This window comes from Pseudonocardia yuanmonensis (genome assembly GCF_039542425.1).
In the GTDB taxonomy this organism is placed as follows: Bacteria; Actinomycetota; Actinomycetes; order Mycobacteriales; family Pseudonocardiaceae; genus Pseudonocardia; species Pseudonocardia yuanmonensis.
In genome coordinates, this window is record NZ_BAABIC010000033.1 from 20,014 (window position 1) to 37,771 (window position 17,758).

The 17,758-nt window shown below is 75.1% G+C and carries 19 protein-coding genes, 1 tRNA gene and 1 pseudogene; 12 read left to right on the forward strand and 9 right to left on the reverse strand.

Annotation, left to right across the window (positions count from 1 at the left end; all coding sequences use genetic code 11):
* The first annotated feature begins 25 nt into the window (after window positions 1-25).
* Window positions 26-1,198, forward strand: coding sequence for an MFS transporter (locus ABD990_RS31565; RefSeq protein ID WP_345384453.1), 1,173 nt, complete (start codon window positions 26-28; stop codon window positions 1,196-1,198).
* Here the strand turns inward: ABD990_RS31565 and ABD990_RS31570 are convergent.
* Window positions 1,195-2,328: a metallophosphoesterase gene (locus tag ABD990_RS31570; RefSeq protein ID WP_345384454.1), complete on the reverse strand. Its 1,134-nt coding sequence runs from the start codon at window positions 2,326-2,328 to the stop codon at window positions 1,195-1,197. The two genes, ABD990_RS31565 and ABD990_RS31570, sit on opposite strands and share 4 nt — an antisense overlap.
* A gap of 93 nt (window positions 2,329-2,421) precedes the next feature.
* Here ABD990_RS31570 and ABD990_RS31575 point away from each other — a divergent pair, with 93 nt between their 5' ends.
* Entirely contained in the window at window positions 2,422-3,120 is a 699-nt protein-coding gene (locus ABD990_RS31575; RefSeq protein ID WP_345384455.1) for a response regulator transcription factor, read from the forward strand.
* Window positions 3,117-4,559 (forward strand): sensor histidine kinase, encoded by a 1,443-nt coding sequence (locus tag ABD990_RS31580; RefSeq protein WP_345384456.1) that lies wholly within the window; start codon window positions 3,117-3,119, stop codon window positions 4,557-4,559. The genes ABD990_RS31575 and ABD990_RS31580 overlap by 4 nt, the downstream gene beginning before the upstream one ends.
* Before the next feature lie 17 nt (window positions 4,560-4,576).
* Here the strand turns inward: ABD990_RS31580 and ABD990_RS31585 are convergent, their stop codons facing one another.
* Together ABD990_RS31585 and ABD990_RS31590 are read right to left on the reverse strand one after the other, a co-directional pair.
* Complete coding sequence (locus ABD990_RS31585; protein ID WP_345384457.1) at window positions 4,577-5,236, reverse strand: SRPBCC family protein; 660 nt, start codon at window positions 5,234-5,236, stop codon at window positions 4,577-4,579.
* A gap of 119 nt (window positions 5,237-5,355) precedes the next feature.
* Window positions 5,356-5,931 (reverse strand): annotated as a pseudogene (locus ABD990_RS31590) (ArsR/SmtB family transcription factor); the annotation flags it as partial.
* A gap of 144 nt (window positions 5,932-6,075) precedes the next feature.
* On the opposite strand from ABD990_RS31590, the gene ABD990_RS31595 reads away from it, so the two are divergent.
* Both ABD990_RS31595 and ABD990_RS31600 read left to right on the forward strand, forming a co-directional pair.
* Window positions 6,076-7,425, forward strand: a complete 1,350-nt coding sequence (locus ABD990_RS31595) for a S1C family serine protease (protein ID WP_345384458.1) — start codon at window positions 6,076-6,078, stop codon at window positions 7,423-7,425.
* A gap of 244 nt (window positions 7,426-7,669) precedes the next feature.
* Complete coding sequence (locus ABD990_RS31600; protein WP_425569700.1) at window positions 7,670-8,161, forward strand: MogA/MoaB family molybdenum cofactor biosynthesis protein; 492 nt, start codon at window positions 7,670-7,672, stop codon at window positions 8,159-8,161.
* 101 nt (window positions 8,162-8,262) lie between these two features.
* On the opposite strand, the gene ABD990_RS31605 is transcribed toward ABD990_RS31600, so the two are convergent.
* On the reverse strand, window positions 8,263-8,814 hold the full coding sequence (locus ABD990_RS31605) for an Rv0909 family putative TA system antitoxin (protein ID WP_345384460.1): 552 nt from the start codon (window positions 8,812-8,814) through the stop codon (window positions 8,263-8,265).
* A 91-nt stretch (window positions 8,815-8,905) separates the two neighbouring features.
* Here ABD990_RS31605 and ABD990_RS31610 point away from each other — a divergent pair, with 91 nt between their 5' ends.
* Entirely contained in the window at window positions 8,906-9,073 is a 168-nt protein-coding gene (locus tag ABD990_RS31610) for a hypothetical protein (RefSeq protein ID WP_345384461.1), read from the forward strand.
* A 27-nt stretch (window positions 9,074-9,100) separates the two neighbouring features.
* On the opposite strand, the gene mscL is transcribed toward ABD990_RS31610, so the two are convergent.
* The 4 genes from mscL to ABD990_RS31630 form a co-directional block, all read right to left on the reverse strand.
* The gene (mscL, locus tag ABD990_RS31615) at window positions 9,101-9,520 is read right to left on the reverse strand and encodes a large conductance mechanosensitive channel protein MscL (RefSeq protein WP_345384462.1); all 420 of its coding nucleotides are present in this window, start codon (window positions 9,518-9,520) and stop codon (window positions 9,101-9,103) included.
* A gap of 41 nt (window positions 9,521-9,561) precedes the next feature.
* Window positions 9,562-10,272: an SAF domain-containing protein gene (locus ABD990_RS31620; RefSeq protein WP_345384463.1), complete on the reverse strand. Its 711-nt coding sequence runs from the start codon at window positions 10,270-10,272 to the stop codon at window positions 9,562-9,564.
* A gap of 97 nt (window positions 10,273-10,369) precedes the next feature.
* Window positions 10,370-10,684, reverse strand: a complete 315-nt coding sequence (locus ABD990_RS31625) for an FmdB family zinc ribbon protein (protein WP_345384464.1) — start codon at window positions 10,682-10,684, stop codon at window positions 10,370-10,372.
* Window positions 10,685-10,735: 51 nt separating this feature from the next.
* Window positions 10,736-11,422 (reverse strand): 5-formyltetrahydrofolate cyclo-ligase, encoded by a 687-nt coding sequence (locus ABD990_RS31630; protein WP_345384465.1) that lies wholly within the window; start codon window positions 11,420-11,422, stop codon window positions 10,736-10,738.
* Between the two features lie 34 nt (window positions 11,423-11,456).
* Between ABD990_RS31630 and ABD990_RS31635 the strand changes: the two genes are divergently transcribed.
* The 5 genes from ABD990_RS31635 (at window position 11,457) to ABD990_RS31655 (ending at window position 16,098) form a co-directional block, all read left to right on the forward strand.
* The gene (locus tag ABD990_RS31635) at window positions 11,457-12,344 is read left to right on the forward strand and encodes a UTP--glucose-1-phosphate uridylyltransferase (protein ID WP_345384466.1); all 888 of its coding nucleotides are present in this window, start codon (window positions 11,457-11,459) and stop codon (window positions 12,342-12,344) included.
* 4 nt (window positions 12,345-12,348) lie between these two features.
* Window positions 12,349-13,578: a molybdotransferase-like divisome protein Glp gene (gene glp, locus ABD990_RS31640; RefSeq protein ID WP_345384467.1), complete on the forward strand. Its 1,230-nt coding sequence runs from the start codon at window positions 12,349-12,351 to the stop codon at window positions 13,576-13,578.
* Window positions 13,579-13,583: 5 nt separating this feature from the next.
* Window positions 13,584-14,246: a GNAT family N-acetyltransferase gene (locus ABD990_RS31645; RefSeq protein ID WP_345384468.1), complete on the forward strand. Its 663-nt coding sequence runs from the start codon at window positions 13,584-13,586 to the stop codon at window positions 14,244-14,246.
* Between the two features lie 240 nt (window positions 14,247-14,486).
* The gene (gene sepX / locus ABD990_RS31650) at window positions 14,487-15,980 is read left to right on the forward strand and encodes a divisome protein SepX/GlpR (RefSeq protein ID WP_345384469.1); all 1,494 of its coding nucleotides are present in this window, start codon (window positions 14,487-14,489) and stop codon (window positions 15,978-15,980) included.
* 45 nt (window positions 15,981-16,025) lie between these two features.
* Window positions 16,026-16,098 (forward strand) — tRNA-Ala (locus ABD990_RS31655).
* 90 nt (window positions 16,099-16,188) lie between these two features.
* Here ABD990_RS31655 and ABD990_RS31660 read toward each other — a convergent pair.
* Window positions 16,189-16,809: a helix-turn-helix domain-containing protein gene (locus ABD990_RS31660; protein ID WP_345384470.1), complete on the reverse strand. Its 621-nt coding sequence runs from the start codon at window positions 16,807-16,809 to the stop codon at window positions 16,189-16,191.
* Window positions 16,810-16,915: 106 nt separating this feature from the next.
* On the opposite strand from ABD990_RS31660, the gene ABD990_RS31665 reads away from it, so the two are divergent.
* On the forward strand, window positions 16,916-17,746 hold the full coding sequence (locus ABD990_RS31665) for an EamA family transporter (RefSeq protein WP_345384471.1): 831 nt from the start codon (window positions 16,916-16,918) through the stop codon (window positions 17,744-17,746).
* Window positions 17,747-17,758 lie beyond the last annotated feature (12 nt).

The window sequence follows — 17,758 nt, forward strand, 5'->3', positions numbered from 1 at the left end:
GCGTAAGGGGGTCACCGTGCGGTCGGTGCGCATCGCGCTGCTCGCGCTGGCGCTGGGGGCGTTCGCCCTCGGGACGGGCGAGTTCACCGTCATGGGGCTGCTCCCCGAGGTGGCCGGAGACTTGCGGATCTCCATCCCCGAGGCGGGGCACCTCGTGTCGGCGTACGCGATCGGCGTCGTCGTCGGGGCGCCCCTGCTGATCGCGGCGGCGACCCGGCTGCCGCGCCGCCGGGCGCTGATCGTGATGATCGGGCTGTACGGCGTGGCGCACCTGCTGTCCGCGATCGCGCCGGGCTACCACCTCGTGATGCTCGGGCGGTTCCTGTCGGGGCTGCCGCACGGCGCGTACTTCGGCATCGCGGCGATCGTCGCGGGCTCGCTCGCGGCCCCCGACCGGCGGGCCCGCGCCATGGCTCTGATGTTCGCGGGGCTGACGGTCGCGAACATCGTCGGCGTCCCGCTCTCCACCCTGCTCGGCCAGCTCGTGGGCTGGCGGTGGACCTTCGCGGCGGTCGGCGTGATCGGGCTGGCCGCGGCGGTCCTGATCCGGTTCGTGGTGCCGGACGTCCGGCCCGAGGGCGGGCGCCCCCGTCTCGCCGACGAGCTGCGCGCCCTGACCCGCCGCCCGGTCTGGCTGACGCTGCTGATCGCGGTGCTCGGCGGGGCGACGCTCTTCGCCAGCTACAGCTACGTCGCGCCGATGCTCACCGAGGTCGCCGGCTTCCCGGCCGCCGCGATCACGCTGCTGCTCGCGATGTTCGGCGTCGGCATGACGATCGGCAACGCCATCGGCGCGCGCCTGGCCGACATCGACCCCATGCGCGCGATCCGGTTGGTCCTCGCCGCCGACGCGATCGTCGCGCTCGCGCTGGTCCCGGCCATGCACCACCCCGTCAGCGCGGCGATCGTGCTGTTCCTGTTCGCCGTCACGACCTTCTCGCTGATCCCCTCGGCCCAGCTGCGGATCATCGACGGCGCCGCGGGCGCCCCGCACATGGCCGCGGGCTCGATGCACGCGGCGTTCAACCTGGCCAACGCGCTCGGTGCCTGGCTCGGCGGTGTGGCGATCGCGCTCGGCTTCGGGCTGACCTCGCCCAACGTCGTCGCCGCCCTCCTCGCGCTCCTCGGCCTCGGCGTCGCGACGGTCTCGGCCATGGTCGAGAAGCGGAGCGCGCGGCGGGAGCCGGTCGCCGTCTAACGGCCGCTGCGCAGGGTCAGCAGGGTGATCTCCGGGGGTGATCCCACCCGCACCGGCGGGCCCCAGAACCCCAGGCCCCGCGTGACGTAGAGCCAGGTCCCGCCGATTCTCGTCAGGCCGGCGAGAACCGGCTGGTCGAGCAGCGCGACATGCGTGAGCGGGGTGAGCTGCCCGCCGTGCGTGTGCCCGGAGATCTGCAGGTCGACGCCCGCCCGTGCGGCCCGGTCGACCATCACGGGCTGGTGGGTCAGCAACACGACCGGCGCTTCGGGGTCACGCCCGGCGAGCGCACGGTCGAGATCGAACCCGTGCCCGGGCACGCCCGAGGCGGCGGCCGTGCGGTCGTCGCACCCGGCGAGGTCGAGCGTCGCCGCGCCCCGGCGCAGGGTCACCCGCTCGTTGCGCAGCACCCGCACCCCGAGCGTCGGCAGGAACTGCGTCCACTCGGCCGCGCCGGAGAAGTACTCGTGGTTGCCGGTCACGAAGTAGGTGTCGGCGGTCAGCTCCCGCAGCGGCGCGGCGTACCGCCCGAGGTCGGCCACCGACCCGTCGACCAGGTCCCCGACGACGGCGACGACGTCCGGCCCGGCCGCGTTGATCGTCGCCACGAAACCGCGCAGGTCCGCCCCGTCGACCAGCGGGCCGAGGTGGATGTCGGAGACGGTTGCGATCGTGAAGCCGTCGAAGGCGGGATCGAGCCGGTCGAGCACGACCTCGCGCCGCTCGACCCGCGGCCGTCGGGCCTCGACGGCGCCGTAGGTGACCGTGCCGAGCGCGACGACGCCCGCGGTCCCCGCGATCGCCCGGGCGAGGAACCGGCGTCGTTCCGGGCTGGACCGCCCGGTCACCCGCAGGACCAGGCGCAGCAGCTCGCCGACGACCAGCACCAGGGCCGCGTACAGCGCCAGGGCGAACCAGAGGTAGCCGACGTGGTGCAGCGGCGCCGCCTGCTCGGCCGTCAGCACGCGGCGGGTGAGGAAGGCGCCCGCGGTGCACAGCCCGAGCACGGTGAGGACGACCGCGCCGGTCACCCGGCCCCGCCGGGAGCGCACGACGTCCCGCACGACTCGCAGATACAGGTACCCGTGCGTCAGCGCGAGGAGGGCGAGGATGCCCGCGACGAAACCCACGACGGGATCCAAGCAGAGCGATCCGGGCGCCCCGGACGAGCGTCACAGGGGGCTCTCAGACGCTTCTCAGAACGCCGCGCGAGACTGGCGGCCATGCGAATCCTCGTCGTCGACGACGACCGTGCGGTGCGCGAGTCGCTGCGCCGCTCGCTGGCCTTCAACGGCTATCAGGTCGATCTCGCGAGCGACGGGCTGGCCGCGCTCGAGGCCGTCGACGCACAGCGGCCGGACGCGATGGTGCTCGACGTCATGATGCCGCGGCTGGACGGGCTGGAGGTCTGCCGGCGCATGCGCGCGGCCGGCGACGAGCTGCCGATCCTCGTGCTCACCGCGCGCGACGCCGTCTCCGACCGGGTGGCGGGCCTCGACGCCGGCGCCGACGACTACCTGCCCAAGCCCTTCGCCCTGGAGGAGCTGCTGGCCCGGCTGCGCGCCCTGCTGCGCCGCCGGACGATCGACGACATCGCGGCCGCCGCGGGGCAGTCCCACGTGCTGGAGTTCGCGGACCTCTCGCTGGACCCGGACACCCGGGACGTGCGCCGCGGCGAGCGCCCGATCAGCCTGACCCGCACCGAGTTCTCACTGCTGGAGCTGCTGCTCTCGCACCCGCGGCGGGTGCTGACCCGCGCGCAGATCCTCGAGCAGGTCTGGGGCTACGACTTCCCGACCACGGGCAACGCGCTCGAGGTCTACATCGGCTACCTACGGCGCAAGACCGAGGCCGAGGGCGAGCCGCGGCTGATCCACACCGTCCGCGGGGTGGGCTACGTGCTGCGCGAGACGCCGCCGTGACCGTGCGCGGGCCCCGGGTCTCGGCCCGGGAACGGCTCGACCGGATCAGCCTGCGCGCCCGCATCGGGATCCTGGCCGCGGGGGTCGCGGCCGGTGTCGTCGTGCTGGTCTCGTTGGCCGCCTTCCTGATCGTGCGGGAGAGCATCCTGCAGACCCTCGACGAGAACCTCTCCCAACGCGCCACCGCCGCGGCGCAGAGCGAGCTCGCCAAGCCCGAGCTGATCTCGACGATCCCGCCGGAGGTGCTGGGCGCCGGGGACATCCGCGTGGCGCTGCTGTACGCCTCCGGGTTCGCCCAGTCCGCGGAGGGCGCCGCCTCGGCGCCGCCGCTCAGCGACACCGAACTCGACGTCGCGCGGGGGGACGAGGAGGAGACCTTCCGCACGGCGGCGGGCTACCGGGTCGTCGCGGTCGAGGCCGGCGAGGGCCGGGCGCTCGTGATCGCGCAGAAGATGGACTCGACGCAGGCGGTGCTGTCCGAGCTGGCCACGGCGCTGCCGGTGATCGGCGGCATCGGGGTGGTGCTCGCGGCGTTCGCCGGCGTCGCGGTCGCCCGCGCGGGTCTGCGGCCGGTGCAGCGGCTGACCGCGGCCGCCGAGCGCGTCACGGCGACGGGGGAGCTGCGGCCGATCCCGGTCAGCGGCTCGGACGAGCTCGCCCGGCTCACCCAGAGCTTCAACGAGATGCTCGGCGCGCTGGCCGCGTCGCAGGAGCAGCAGCGCCGGCTCGTCGCCGACGCGGGCCACGAGCTGCGCACCCCGCTCACCTCGCTGCGCACGAACCTCGAGCTGCTCGCGGCGGCCGACAGGCCGGGCGCGCCGATGCTGCCCGCCGAGGACCGCGAGGAGATGCTCGCGGACGTCCGGGCGCAGGTCGAGGAGCTCACGCAGCTCATCGGCGACCTCACCGAGCTGGCCCGGGAGGACGCCCCGGCCATCCCGCGGGAGCCCGTCGAGATGACCGACGTCGTGGAGCGCGCGCTCGAGCGCGTCCGCCGGCGTGCCGGCGACCTCCACCTCGACGTCACGACGGTGCCGTGGACACTGGTCGGCGACGCCACGGCGCTGGAGCGGGCCGTGCTCAACCTGCTGGACAACGCCGTGAAGTGGAGCCCGCCCGGCGGGACGGTCCGGCTGCGGATGGTGCCGCTCGACGACTGGACGATGGTCGTCGAGGTCGCCGACTCGGGCCCCGGGATCGCCGAGGCCGACCTCCCGCACGTCTTCGAGCGCTTCTACCGGGCCGACACCTCCCGCACGATGCCCGGCTCCGGGCTGGGCCTGGCGATCGTGCGGCAGGTGGCGGTGCGGCACGGCGGGGCGGCCTGGGCCGGCCGGGCACCCGAGGGCGGCGCGCTGCTCTCGCTGCGGCTGCCCGGCCGTCGCGGGGACGTCCTGCCGCCGGAGGAGCGCGCCGCCGGGATGGTCAGCCCCGGCTGATCACCCCCCCGGGTCGATCAGCCCTGGACCGTGTCCGCGAACCAGCGCGTCCACGCCTCGGTCTCCGCCTGCACGTCGATCCCGGACCGGTAGTCGTGGTGCCCGACGGCGACCGGCATCCCGATCAGGGACCGCTCGTGGAAGCGGATCAGCGCGTCCGCGGTCCGCACGCCCAGGTAGTGGTCGGTGCGCTTGTCGACCACGCCGGACGCCCCGAGGACCTCGACCGCGTCGCCCTCCGCGGGGTCGCCGAGGGCGGCGAGGATGCGCTTCCAGGCTTCGGGTGCGGCCGGCGCCTCGGCCTCGACGTACACCGCCGGGCGGCCGGGGAAGTGGCGCAGGTACTCGCCGAGGGTGAAGAGGTAGAGGTCCCAGCCGAAGCCGGTCATGGTCTCGAACTCGTCGCCCCAGTCGTCCTCGGCCATGCCGCTGTGGACGAACCGGAGCACGGTGGTGGCGCCGCTCGCGGCCTCGAGGACGTACTCGATCGCCTGGGTGCCGAAACGCTGCTCGAGCCGGTTCGGGGCGTCCTCGTCGATCTCGGCGCCCACCTCGGCCGGGTCGGGGGAGGTCATGAACCAGCCCGCCTGGCCCTCCGGCGTCGCGATCGCGCGCCAGACCTCCTCGGGGCTCGCGGGCAGGACCACCTCGCGGCGGATCTCGAACGGGCGGCTCACGGCGACTCCTCTGTACGTGTCGTGGACCCGGTGCCGGGCGGCGTCCCGGCGCCCGGTGCGGTCCCGGTGTCGAGCGGGTTCTCGGGGTCGGACGGGTTCTCGTCGGGTGGGTTCTCGGTGTCGGGCAGGGCGGGGTGGACGGCGACGACGACGCGGTGCGGGCGCCCCCCGGGCGCGCCCTCGTCGTGGTAGCGGGCGACGAGCGCGCTCACGGCCTCGCCGAGCTCGCCGACGAACGCCGCGCGGTCGGCGGCGGTGGCGAACCGGATCTCGCCGTCGACGGCGAACGTCGCGATCCGTTTGCGGCCGGCCCGGGTGATCAACGTGCCGACCTCGCGGAGCAGCCGCGCGGCGAGGGCGAGCAGCCACTGGGCGGAGAGCCGGTCCGGCTCGCGGGCCGGGTCGGGCGCGACCAGGGCCCAGGCCTGCGGGGACACGACGTAGGCGCTCGCGGTGGCCCGCAGCACGCGCTCGGTCATGTTCCCCTTGCGGCGCTCCTCGACCAGCTCGACGAGGCCGTGCGCCTCCAGCGCGCGCAGGTGGTAGTTCACCTTCTGCCTGGTCAGGCCCAGCTCGGCGGCGAGCGAGGTGGCCGAACCCGGTTCCCGCAGCGCCCGGAGCAGCCGGGCCCGCACGGGGTCGAGGGCGACCGCGGCGGCCGCCCCGTCCTGGATCACCGCGGTCCGGTCTGTCACGGCGACCACCGTCGCAGCGACAACAATTCTTGTCAAGGCAGGACTTGTTGTCGGAGTCGCCCGGCGCGGAGCCGGCCGCCCCGCCTACCCTGGCGCGGCGGTGGCCGCGGACGCGCCGCCGGAGCGAGGAGCACGGGACCCCGGATGACCGACGACGAGCGCTCCGGCCACGGGGCCGGAGGGCGGCACGCCGCCGGGCGCACGCCCGACGAGATCCCGGGCGAGGTCACCGACCCGCCCGCCGGGCCGGGGGACACGGTGGACCCGGGAGAACCGACGCCGCCGCAGGGCCTACCGGCGCCCGACCCCTTGACGGACACGGGGCGGCACGCCCTGATCGAGCCGGTGTCCCCGCCGCCTGCGGTCGTGACCGGGCCGCAGGGTAGCGGGGCACCGCCCTCCGTCACCCCGGTCGGTCGACCGGCAGCGCAGCACCTGAGCCGCTACGCCCCGCTGGCCGCCGCGGCCGTCGTGCTCGCGCTGCTCGCCGGCCTGGCCGGCGGCTGGATCGGCTGGACGCTCGCGGGCCGCAGTGTGTCCGACGGCGCGCTGGGCCGCCCCCTGCCGCAGGCGGACCCGGCGTCGGCTCAGCTCACTCCGGTCGAGGCGGTGGCGGCGAAGGCGCTGCCGAGCGTCGTGCTGCTCAAGGTCGAGGGCGGCGGGCCCGGCGAGGACGAGGGCTCCGGCATCCTGCTCAGCCCGGACGGCCTCGTGCTGACTAACGACCACGTGGTGGCGGCCGCGGCCACGGGCGGCACCATCACCGCGCTCCTGCAGGACGGTCGTGCCTTCCCGGCGCGGATCACCGGCCGTGACTCCGGCTCCGACCTCGCCCTCGTCCGCCTCGACGGCGCGACCGGGCTCACCGCGGCGGAGCTCGGGAACTCGGAGTCGCTGCGGGTCGGCCAGCAGGTCGTGGCGATCGGCGCACCCCTCGGCCTCGACGGCACGGTGACCACGGGGATCGTCAGCGCGCTCGACCGGGCGGTCAGCGTCGGCGGCGACCAGGGCGGGCAGGCGACCGTGCTCAACGCGGTCCAACACGACGCCCCGATCAACCCCGGCAACTCCGGCGGCCCGTTGGTGGATCTCCAGGGCCGCGTGGTCGGCGTCAACTCGGCCATCGCCAGCACCGGGGGCGGCCAGGGCGGCTCGATCGGCGTCGGCTTCTCGATCCCGGTCAACCAGGCGCGCCGGGTCGCCGACGAGCTGAACCGCACCGGCCGCGCGACGCGGGCGGTCCTGGGGGTCACGGTGACCGGCGTCGGGCAGCCCGCGAGCGGCGGCGCCGTCGTCGGGCAGGTGACGCCGGGTGGCCCCGCCGCGCAGGCCGGGCTGCACCCCGGCGACGTCGTGCTCCGGGTGGCCGACCGCCCGATCTCCGACGGCGACGAGCTGGTCGCCGCGATCCGCGACCACGAGCCGGGTGAGCAGATAGGACTCACGCTCGCCGATCGCCAGGTCACGGTCACCCTGGCGGGTGAGCCGAGCTAGGACCGCCGGGGGAGCGGGGAATGTCAACCGGCGCAGATCCGGCCCGGGAGCAGCGCGCGGGACGCATTTCGGGTCATGATGGTTGCGTCCGTGTCGTGGTGCCCCGCGATGCGGTCACAAGGGCCCGCGTCGGTGCCGGCACCCCCTCCCAGCGCCGGCGCGGTCCCGCTCTCTCTAGACCGGACGGATACCCACCACCCGGGGCGCTGCCCGGTGCCGGGACCACTACGGTGAGCACATGGAGATGGCGACCCCGCAGCTCGGCCGTGCCCTCGTGGTGATCGTGGACGACCGGGTGAGCCACGGCGAGACGCAGGACCGCACCGGTCCGCTCGTCGCCGAGCTGCTCGAGGAGGCCGGCTTCGTGGTCGACGGCGCGGTCACCGTGCCGGGCGAGGCCGTTGCGATCCGCAACGCGCTCAACACCGCCGTGATCGGCGGCGTCGACCTGGTGATCACCGTCGGCGGCACCGGCGTGTCGCCGCGGGACGTCACGGCGGACGCCACCGCGGGCGTGCTCGACCGCCCGATCCCCGGCATCGCCGAGGCGCTGCGGGCCTCCGGGCTCGCCGCCGGCGCCGTCGACGCCGGGCTCTCCCGCGGGCTGGTGGGCATCTCCGGCAGCACCCTCGTGGTGAACCTGGCCTCCTCGCGCGCCGCCGTGCGGGACGGGATGGCCACGCTCTCGCCGCTGGTCACGCACGTGATCAGCGAGCTGTCCCGCCTCGACGCCTGAGCACCCGGCGGCGCCCGGACCGCGCTGCTCGGACAACGCTGCCGAGACCGCGCTGCTCGGACCGTCCTGTCCGGACTGCGGGGTCGTCGGCCGGAGGGCTGTCAGGTGGTCGGGGTCGTGCCGCTGCCCGGCCTCGGCCCGGGCGCGTCCGAGTCCGTGGCTCCCGGGGTCGCGGAGGTTCCCGGCGTCGGAGCGGTCCCCGGTGTGGGAGTGGCTCCCGGCGTCGCGGTGGGCGTCGGTGAGGGCGGTGCGGGGGTGGTCGGCGCCGCGGTCGGCGGGGTGGTCGACCCGGCGGGGCCCGTCGTCCCGGAGGCACCCGCCGTGCCGGTCGTGCCCGCGGTGCCGCTCGTTCCGCCGGTCGGGCCGCCGCTGTGCTTGAGGGCGTCCCCGACCTTGTCCTTCACGGTGCCGATCTTGTCGCTGTACTTGTGCTTGGTGGCGTGGTCGACCTTCTGCGCCGCCTTCTCCACCAGCGGCCCGGCCTTCTCGCGCGCCTGCTCGGCGTACGGGCCGGCCTTCTCCTTGGCCTTCGCGACGTAGGGCGCCGCCTTCTCCGAGGCCTTGTCGAGGTACGGCCCGGCCTTCTCCTGCGCCTGGTCGAGGTACGGCTTGGCCTTGTCGAGCAGTTCCTTGGCCTTGTCCTGCCAGCCCATGGGTCTCCCCCCACTGTTCGCCACCCGGCCACCCGGCCGTCCCGCCATGATGCACCGGATAGCGTCCGCTGTGGCCTGGCACGATGGAGGAATGGCCGAACTGCCGGATCGGGTGCGCCGCAGGCTCGCGGAGGTCTTCGGCGACCCGATGCCCGAGGTGACCCGGGACGAGCTCGAGGACCCGCGCCCGGCCGACCGCGAGCGGGACGAGGAGTGGTACCGGGCGAACCGCCCGCCGCACCACGACCAGGACGGGTAACGAGCGCGGGCGGCGGCGAAGCCCGGATCAGGCCTGGTGGCGGCCGTTGCTGCTGGAGTTGGCCTGCGCCTTGAGCAGATCACGGATCTCGGCGAGCAGCTCGACGTCCGTCGGCTCCGCGGGACCGGGCTCCTCGCCCCGCCTGCGCCGGTTCTTGATCGTCTGGATCGGCAGGACGAAGACGAAGTAGACGATCGCCGCGACGAGCAGGAAGTTGATCGCCGCCGCGATGACCTCGGAGAAGTTGATCAGCGTGCTGGGCTTGTCGGCCTGGAGCTGGATACCCAGGGCGGGCACGTCCGGCGGCGTGATCGCGTTGAGCAGCGGCTGGATGATGCTGCTCGTGAACGCCGTGACGATCGCGGTGAACGCGGCGCCGATGACGACCGCGACCGCGAGATCCACGACGTTGCCGCGCAGGATGAAGTCCTTGAAGCCCTTGAGCACGGTTCCCCTCCGGTGACCGACCGTCTGCTTGATCGCTTCCGTCAGCGGAGGGTAACGGCCACCTGATCGGAGAGCGAAGCGGCCGCGACGCGCGTCGCGAGGTCACGCGGCAGGGCGACCAGTGCCGAACGGCCGCGCGCGCTGGTCCCCGCGGAGGTACCGCCGGGCTCCAGGACGGTCAGGACCACCGCCGAGTCGGCCAGGACCGTGGGTTCGCCGCCCTCGGGCGCGGCGGCGACCACGTCCACCCGGACACCCGGCGTGAGCAACGCGGCCACGTCCGGATCGGCGAGGCGGACCGGCACGGCCGCGGCGTCGGGCAGGCCCGTGGCGGCCGCGGCCAGGGCGGCGCCCGCCAGCCGGAGGTCCGTGAGGGGTTCGCCGGCGCGCAGGGCACCGGCCAGGACGCGGCCCTCGGCCGCGGCGACGCCGACCACCCCGGCGGGCACGAGCTCCGCGGGCCAGGTGACGACGGTCAGGTCGGCCGCGGCGACGACGCTTCCCGGTGGCAGGTCGCGGGCGGCCACGACCACCTCGGCAGTGTCACCGCCGGCGCCGGGGGACAGGGCGAGCACGGCGGCGACGGCGACGAGCACACCCGCCACGCACCGGCGGACCAGGACGGCCCGGCGCCAGCTCGCCCGGCCGAGGAACGCCGCCACGGCACCGAAGGGCCCGGACGGCTCCGTGGGTCGCCGGGGTGAACCCTCCGGGGTGCCGCTGCGGGCCGGACGGGCTCGACGCTCTGCCATGCCCGCGACGCTAGGCCGGGAGCGCACGTGCTCCCGGCGTGATCGCGGGCCTGTGGATGAGCGGGGCGGGGTGTGGACAACTCCCGCCCCGGAGGGCTCAGGAGGCGGCCGCGGCGGGGGCGCTGGTGGACGATGAGCCGGAGTCGGACTTCGCCGAGCCCGAGCCGGAGTCCGACTTGGCGGTGGAGGAGCCCGCGCCGTCCGAGGAGCTCGAGGAGCTCACGGTGCTCGAGCCGGACCGGCTGTCGGTCCGGTAGAAGCCGCTGCCCTTGAACACGATCCCGACCGAGGAGAAGACCTTGCGCAGCTTGCCGGCACAGACGGGGCACTCGGTGAGCGCGTCGTCCGAGAAGGACTGCACGGCCTCGAACCGGTGGTCGCAAGCGGTACAGGCGTACTGGTAGGTCGGCACGTGATCCTCCGGAAACTGGCACTCTGTGTGAGCGAGTGCCAGCATAACCCGTCAGCCCCGCCCGTTGTTCCCCGTCGTGACGGTCCCGGGAGTCGGCAGCACCACACCCGTGACCGGGCGGTCGTGGGGATCGGCCGGCACGTCGTCGATCAGCTCGCCGTCGTGCAGCAGCGCCACCACGGGCACGCCCGGGGGCACGGCGCCGAGGGTGCGGTCGTAGTACCCGCCGCCTCGGCCCAGTCGGCGCCCGGCCCGGTCCACCGCCAGCGCCGGCACCAGGACCAGCACCGCGGTGCGCACGGCGGCCGGGCCGAGCCTCGGGGTCGTGGGCTCCCGCAGGCCGAGCGGGCCGGGGGCAAGGGAGGCCGGACCGGTGTACGCGGCCCAGTCGAGGGGCCCCGGCCGGGGTGGGACCACGGGCAGCAGCACCGAGCGCCCGGCGGCCCGCAGCCCGTCGAGCAGCGCGATCGAGCCCGGTTCGGCGCCGATCGGCAGGTACGCGCACACCGGGCCGTCGCGCAGCTCCTGCGCCAGCTCCAGCACGTGGCCGCGGAGCTCCTCCGCCGCGCTCGCGCGCTCCTCCGCGGTGAGCGCGCGGCGGGCGGCCAGCAGCCGGCCGCGCAGCGTGTCCTTCCGCCGGGCAACGTCGGATTCCCGCCCGTCGTCACCCCGGGTCCGCACCGCGCCCCGTCCGGCGTCGGCGACGCCCGGTTCATGGTCCGTTTCACGCTCCGGCACGGCCCCACGCTAGCGACGCCGATAGGCTCGCGGGATGAGCCAGCCCTCCGTCCTGCGCTCGGCCGTCGTCCCCGCTGCCGGTCTGGGCACGCGTTTCCTCCCGACGACCAAGGCCGTGCCGAAGGAACTGCTGCCCGTCGTCGACACCCCGGGCGTCGAGCTGATCGCCGCCGAGGCCGCCGAGGCGGGGGCGCAGCAGCTGCTGATCGTCACCTCGCCGGGCAAGGAGTCCGTCGCCGGGTACTTCGAGGCGGCGCCCGACCTGGAGAAGACGCTCGAGGCCCGCGGGAAGGAGGCGCTGCTGGAGAAGGTCCGGCGCGGGCCCGGGCTGCTCGAGGTCAAGACCGTCTACCAGTACGAGCCGAAGGGGCTCGGGCACGCGGTGGCCCAGGCGGAGCAGGCCCTGGCGGAGGACGAGCAGGCGATCGCGGTCCTGCTGCCGGACGACATCGTCCTGCCCACCGGGGTGCTCAACCGGATGATCGAGGTGCGCGCCGAGAAGGGCGGCAGCGTCCTGTGCGCCTTCGACATCCCGAAGGAGGACATCTCCCCCTACGGGGTGTTCGACGTCAGCGACACCGGCGACCCGGACGTCAAGCAGGTGCACGGCATGGTGGAGAAGCCCTCCGCCGAGGAGGCGCCCTCGACCTTCGCCGCCGCCGGCCGGTACGTGCTGGACCGGGCGATCTTCGACGCGCTCCGGCGGATCGAGCCCGGCGCGGGCGGCGAACTCCAGCTCACCGACGCGGTGCAGCTCCTCATCGACGAGGGCCACCCGGTCCACATCGTGGTCCACCGGGGCGGCCGGCACGACCTCGGCAACCCCGGCGGCTACGTCCGCGCGTTCGTCGACTTCGCACTCCAGCACCCCGACTACGGCGCGTCCCTGCGCACCTGGCTGCGGGAGCGCCTGGAAAACTGACGCCGTGCGGAGTGTCGACGAGCAGCTCAAACGGGTTCTGGAGATCGCGGTCCGGCCTGCGCCCGTGCGCGTGGCGATCTCCGACGCCCAGGGTCTGCGCAGCGCCGAGGAGGTCGTGACCTCCCGCGCGCTGCCCGGCTTCGACCAGGCCGCGATCGACGGCTACGCCGTGCGCAGCGTCGACGTCGTGGGCGGCAGCGAGGCCGAGCCCGTCGGGCTGCCCGTCGTGGGCGAGATCCCCGCGGGGTCGCGCCAGCCGCTGCGGCTGCAGCCCGGGCAGGCCGTGCGGGTCTCCGCCGGCGCCCCGCTGCCCACGCTCGCCGACGCGGTCCTGCCCGTCGCGCACACGGACGGGGGCTCCGCGCGCCTGCAGGTCAGGCGGGGCGTGCCGTCCGCGGCGTACGTGCGCCGGATCGGCGAGGACGTCCAGCCCGGGGACGTGGCCGTGCGCCGGGACGACGTGATCCGGGCGGCCCAGGTCGCGCTGCTCGCCGCCGCCGGCCGGGACAAGGTGCTGGTCCATCCGCGCCCGCGGGTCTCCATCGTCTCGATGGGGGACGAGCTGGTCGACGTCTCTCGTCCGGCGTCGGCCGGGCACGTGCCGGACGTCTGTTCCTACGCCCTGGCGGCCGCGGCCCGCGAGGCGGGCGCCGAGATCCCGCGCCCACCGCGGCTGGTCCGTTGCGATGCGCGCGAGCTGCGGTCCGCGATGGAGGACCTGCTGCCGTTCAGTGAGGTCGTGGTGGTGTGCGGCGGCGCGGGCGGCAATGCCGGCGCGGAGGCGAAGGCTGCGTTCACCGGGCTGGGGGAGATCGACACGACCAGGGTCGCGATGGCGCCGGGGTCGTCGCAGGCCTTCGGCCGGCTCGGCCGGGACGGGGTGCCCACCTTCCTGTTCCCGTCGAGTCCGGCGACCGCGCTGCTGCTGTTCGAGGTGTTCGTCCGGCCGCTGGTCCGCCTCGGCCTCGGCATGTCGGACCCGTACCGCCGGCTCGTGTCGGCCCGGCTGACCTCGCCCGTGTCGTCGCCCGAGGGGCGGCGCTCCTACCTGCGCGGACGGCTGCTGCGCGAGGTCGCGTCGGGGGACTACCTCGTGCAGCCCCTCGCCACGGGCGGTACGCACCTGCTGGCCACGCTCGCCGAGGCCAACGCGCTGATCACGGTGTCGGAGGAGACCACGGACGTCACGGTGGACGAGCGCGTCGACGTCAGCCTGCTCTCGACCCGCCGGTAACCCCGGTGGCCCACACGCTGCCCGAGTACGCCGGGCGTCACCCCGGCTGGCCGGCGCGGCTCGGCCCGCTCGCCGTCCCGGGCGGTCTGGTGGAGCTCCGGCCGGTCAAGCTCTCGGACGGCGCCGCCTGGTCGGAGATCCGCATCCGCGACCAGCAGCACCTCATCCAGTGGGAACCGTCGACGCCCGGCGGCTGGGCCCGGCGGAACTCTCCGGGGGAGTGGCCCGGCCGCTGGTGGCTGCTGCGCTCGGCCGCCCGCCGCGGGGCGGCACTGCCGTTCGCGATCACGCTCGACGGGCGACTCGTCGGACAGGTCATGATCGGCAACGTCGTGCGCGAGCCGCTGCTGTCGGCCTACGTCGGCTACTGGTGCGACGCGCGGGTGACGAACAAGGGCGTCACCACGGCGGCGGTGGCGCTCGCCGTCGACCACTGCTTCGGGCCCGTGGGGCTGCACCGCCTCGAGGCGACCGTGCGCCCGGAGAACGGGCCGAGCCTGCGGGTGCTGACCAAGCTCGGCTTCCGCGAGGAGGGGCTCTTCCGCCGCTACCTGGACGTCGACGGGGCCTGGCGGGACCATCTCTGCTTCGCCCAGACCGTCGAGGAGCTCCCGCCCGGCGGCCTGGCGGCGCGGCTGGTCGCGGAGGGGCGGGCCTCGCGGGCCTGATCTCACCCGACGGGCGGTCGTGCGCGCCCGGAACGGGGCGTTGTCACGGGCAGTGCTCACTCGTACACCATCCGTCACACCCGTCCCGGGCGAATCAGCGAACCCGGGTGTGATGACGGCGCGTCGCTCGCCGGATCCCACGTCCGGGCTCACTACCGTGGTGTCTCCGGGCGTGATCTTGGCTCCGGCTGCCGGAGCGGGACGCGTCTCGACTGCGCCGTTCGGGGGAAGGAAGCAGCCGTGCCCAGCTCGCTGATCTTCGCGGGTCTCGTGGTGCTGTGGTTGCTGATCCTCGTCCCGGCGGTCGCGCGGCGTCAGCAGGAGGTCGTGCGGCCCAGTCCGGCCGCTCTCTCCGGCCGGGTGCTCGCGCGGCCCGTGCGGCACCGGAGCCTGGAGGTGTACGGGATGGACACGGACGACGAGCGCGCCGGCGGCACCCTCGCGACGAGCACCGGACCCGGCACGGGGGCCCGCGTGCCCGCCGCCCGCGAGGCGGCGCGGGACGAGCGGGACGAGCGGGACGAGCCCGGCGGCCTCGCCGACCGGGACGCGGTCGAGGGCGACGCCGCCCCCGACGCCGCCCCCGCCGGCGCTCCGCACGGCGCGTTCCCCATCCGCCCCGAGACCGACGTGCACGAGGGCGACGAGGTGGACCGGCACGACGAGGACCGGGATCTCGACGATCGGGACCTCCCGGACGGCGATCTCGAGGGCCGTGATGATCTCGAGGGCCGTGATCTCGAGGGCCGTGATGATCTCGAGGGCCGTGATCTCGAGGGCCGTGATGATCTCGAGGATCGGCACATCGACGACGGGGATCTCGACGAGTCGTCCACCGGCGACCCGGACGAGGGGTACGCCGCCGCCGGCTACTACTCCTGGGACGAGGAGGACCGGCACCGCGAGGGCGGGGGCGCCGCGTCGGCCCGGCCCGAGCCGCGGGACCACGCCGAGGCCGAGGACCGCCGGTGGGAGCGCCCGCCTGCCGCCTTCCGCCCGGGCCGCGGCGGGTTCGACCCCGAGGCCGCCGCGTTGGCCGCCCGGGCCCGCTACGCCTTCCGTCAGCGCGTGGTGATCGGGCTGCTGGTCCTGGCCGTCGTGTCCGCGGGCGTCGCCCTGCTCGTGCTGCCCGCGATCTGGTGGGTGCACGGCCTGGTCGACCTCGCGCTCGTCGGCTACCTGGTCTACCTGCGCCGCCAGGTGCGCATGGAGGAGGCGATCCGCGCCCGCCGGGCCGCCCGGATGGCCGGGACCCGCCGCGCCTCCGGCGCGGAGGACCCCGAGCTCGACGACTGGGCGCGCCGGGGCCGCGAGGCCGCCGCCGGACACCGCGGCGCCCACGCGGCCGAGCCGGACGAGGACGGGTACGAGGACGGGCGCGCGGGGCGCTCCGGTTCCGCCGGCCGCGCCGCGGACGACGAGGACGACGACGAGGACGACGACGAGGACGACGACGAGGACTGGACCGCCGACGACGGCGAGCCGGATCGTGTCCGCGGCACCGGCGAGCCGATCGGAGTGCTGCCTGCGAAGCGCCGGACGGTCGCGGGCGACGACGCCGCCGACGCCGGGTTCGAGCCCGCCCTGCCGCGCCTGCAGCCGGCCCCGCCGCCGCCGCTGCCTGCGGGAACGGAGCTGGTCGACGTCGACGCGGACGAGGACGAGCTGCCCCTCGACACCGACGAGGGCCTGCGCGGACCCGCACGGTCCTACCGCCGTGCAGCCGGTGAATAGCGGCTGATATGGTTCCTCCTGCACGGCCGGAAGGCCTGCAGGCCTGGGGCTGTAGCGCAGTTGGTAGCGCGTCTCGTTCGCATCGAGAAGGTCAGGGGTTCGATTCCCCTCAGCTCCACACCACTCCACGAGAACCCCGGCCGGTCCCGGCCGGGGTTCTCGCGTTCTCGGCCCCGGCGGAGCTCACGCCGGGGCGCTGCGAGAAGCGTCACAGCTCGTCCGGCGCGGCCGGGGCGATCGAGGTCGGTGGGACCAACCCCGCGTCCCCCGGCTGCAGCACGACCATCGTGAACCGCACCGGCCCGTCGCCCACGCCGCTGTAGCGGTGCGGCACGTGCGCCTGGAACATCACCGTGTCCCCCTCGCCGAGCTCGTGCTCGATCGCGCCGACGCGCAGCCCGAGCCGCCCCTGCAGGACGGACAGCACCTCGGCGGTGCCGATGGGGTGGGCCTCGCCGTCGAACGCGTCGCCGGCCTGCAGGGTCCAGTCCCACAGCTCCACGACGTCCGGCGGGTCGGTGCCGATCCGGAACACCGCGGTGCTCCCGGCCTCGCTGCTCCACAGCGGCACCGCCTGCTCCGCCCGCCGGACGACGACGCGGGGTGTGGCGTCGCCGTCGACCAGGGAGGTCACCCCGACCCGCAGGGCCTCGGCGAGGTGCACCAGCGTGCCGATGCTGGGGTTGCCGCGCGCGGTCTCGATCTGGATCACCGTGCCGCGGCTGACCCCGGCCGCGGCCGCGAGCGCGTCGATGGTCATCCGGCGCTGCTGGCGGAGCGCGCGGACGTTGCGGCCGATCGCGGTGGCGACGTCGTCGGGGGACTGCACGGAACCATTCTGTCGCACCCGGACGGATACTCGGTTGTACTTCCCCGATCGCCGCCGTACAGTTCAGTGTCGTGTCCCCGCTCGTCCAGTTCGTTGTACCCGCCTGATGGCCGCCGGACTCGCCGCGCCGTCGGCCCTGCTGTCCGCCGCCACCTACGGCTTCGCCGACTTCGCCGGCGGGCTGGCCGCCCGCCGCGCTCCCGTCCTCACCGTCACCGCGGTCGCCCAGATCGCCGGGCTGATCGCACTGTTCCCCGGGCTCCTGCTGGTGCCCGGCTCCCCGAGCCTGCCGGCGGCGTGGATCGGCGCCCTGGCCGGCCTCGCCGGCGCCTCCGGGCTGCTGCTGTACTTCCGCGGCCTCGCCGTCGGGCCGATGGGCACGGTGGCGCCCCTCTCGGCCGTCGTCGCGGCCGGGCTGCCGCTGCTCGTCGGGATCCTCGGCGGTGAGCGTCCCGGCCCCCTGACGATCATCGGGATGCTGGTCGCGCTGGTCGCGATCGTGCTGGCCACCACCGGCTCGCGCCGCGAGAAGGCGGCGCTGAACGGCGTGCTGCTCGGCCTGGCCTCCGGCGCGGGCTTCGGCCTGTTCTTCGTGATCCTCGACGCCACCCCGGCCGACTCGGGCCTCTGGCCGCTCGTCTTCGGGCGGATGGCCTCGGTGACCCTGCTGCTCGTCCTCACGGCGCTCCGGCGCCCGGGCCGCGGCGGCGGCCTCTGGCTCATGGTCGGCAGCGGGGTGCTCGACTCCGCGGCCAACGTGTTCTTCCTGCTCGCCACCCGGGTCGGCGCCCTGGGCGTGACCTCGGTGATCGTGGCGCTCTACCCGGTCGCGGTCGTGCTGCTCGCCCGGGCGGTCCTGCGCGAGCGGCTGACCGCCGTGCAGCTGGCCAGCGTGGTGCTGGCGGTGGGGGCGAGCGTCACCCTGGCGGCCGGCTGAGCTCGGGAGTGC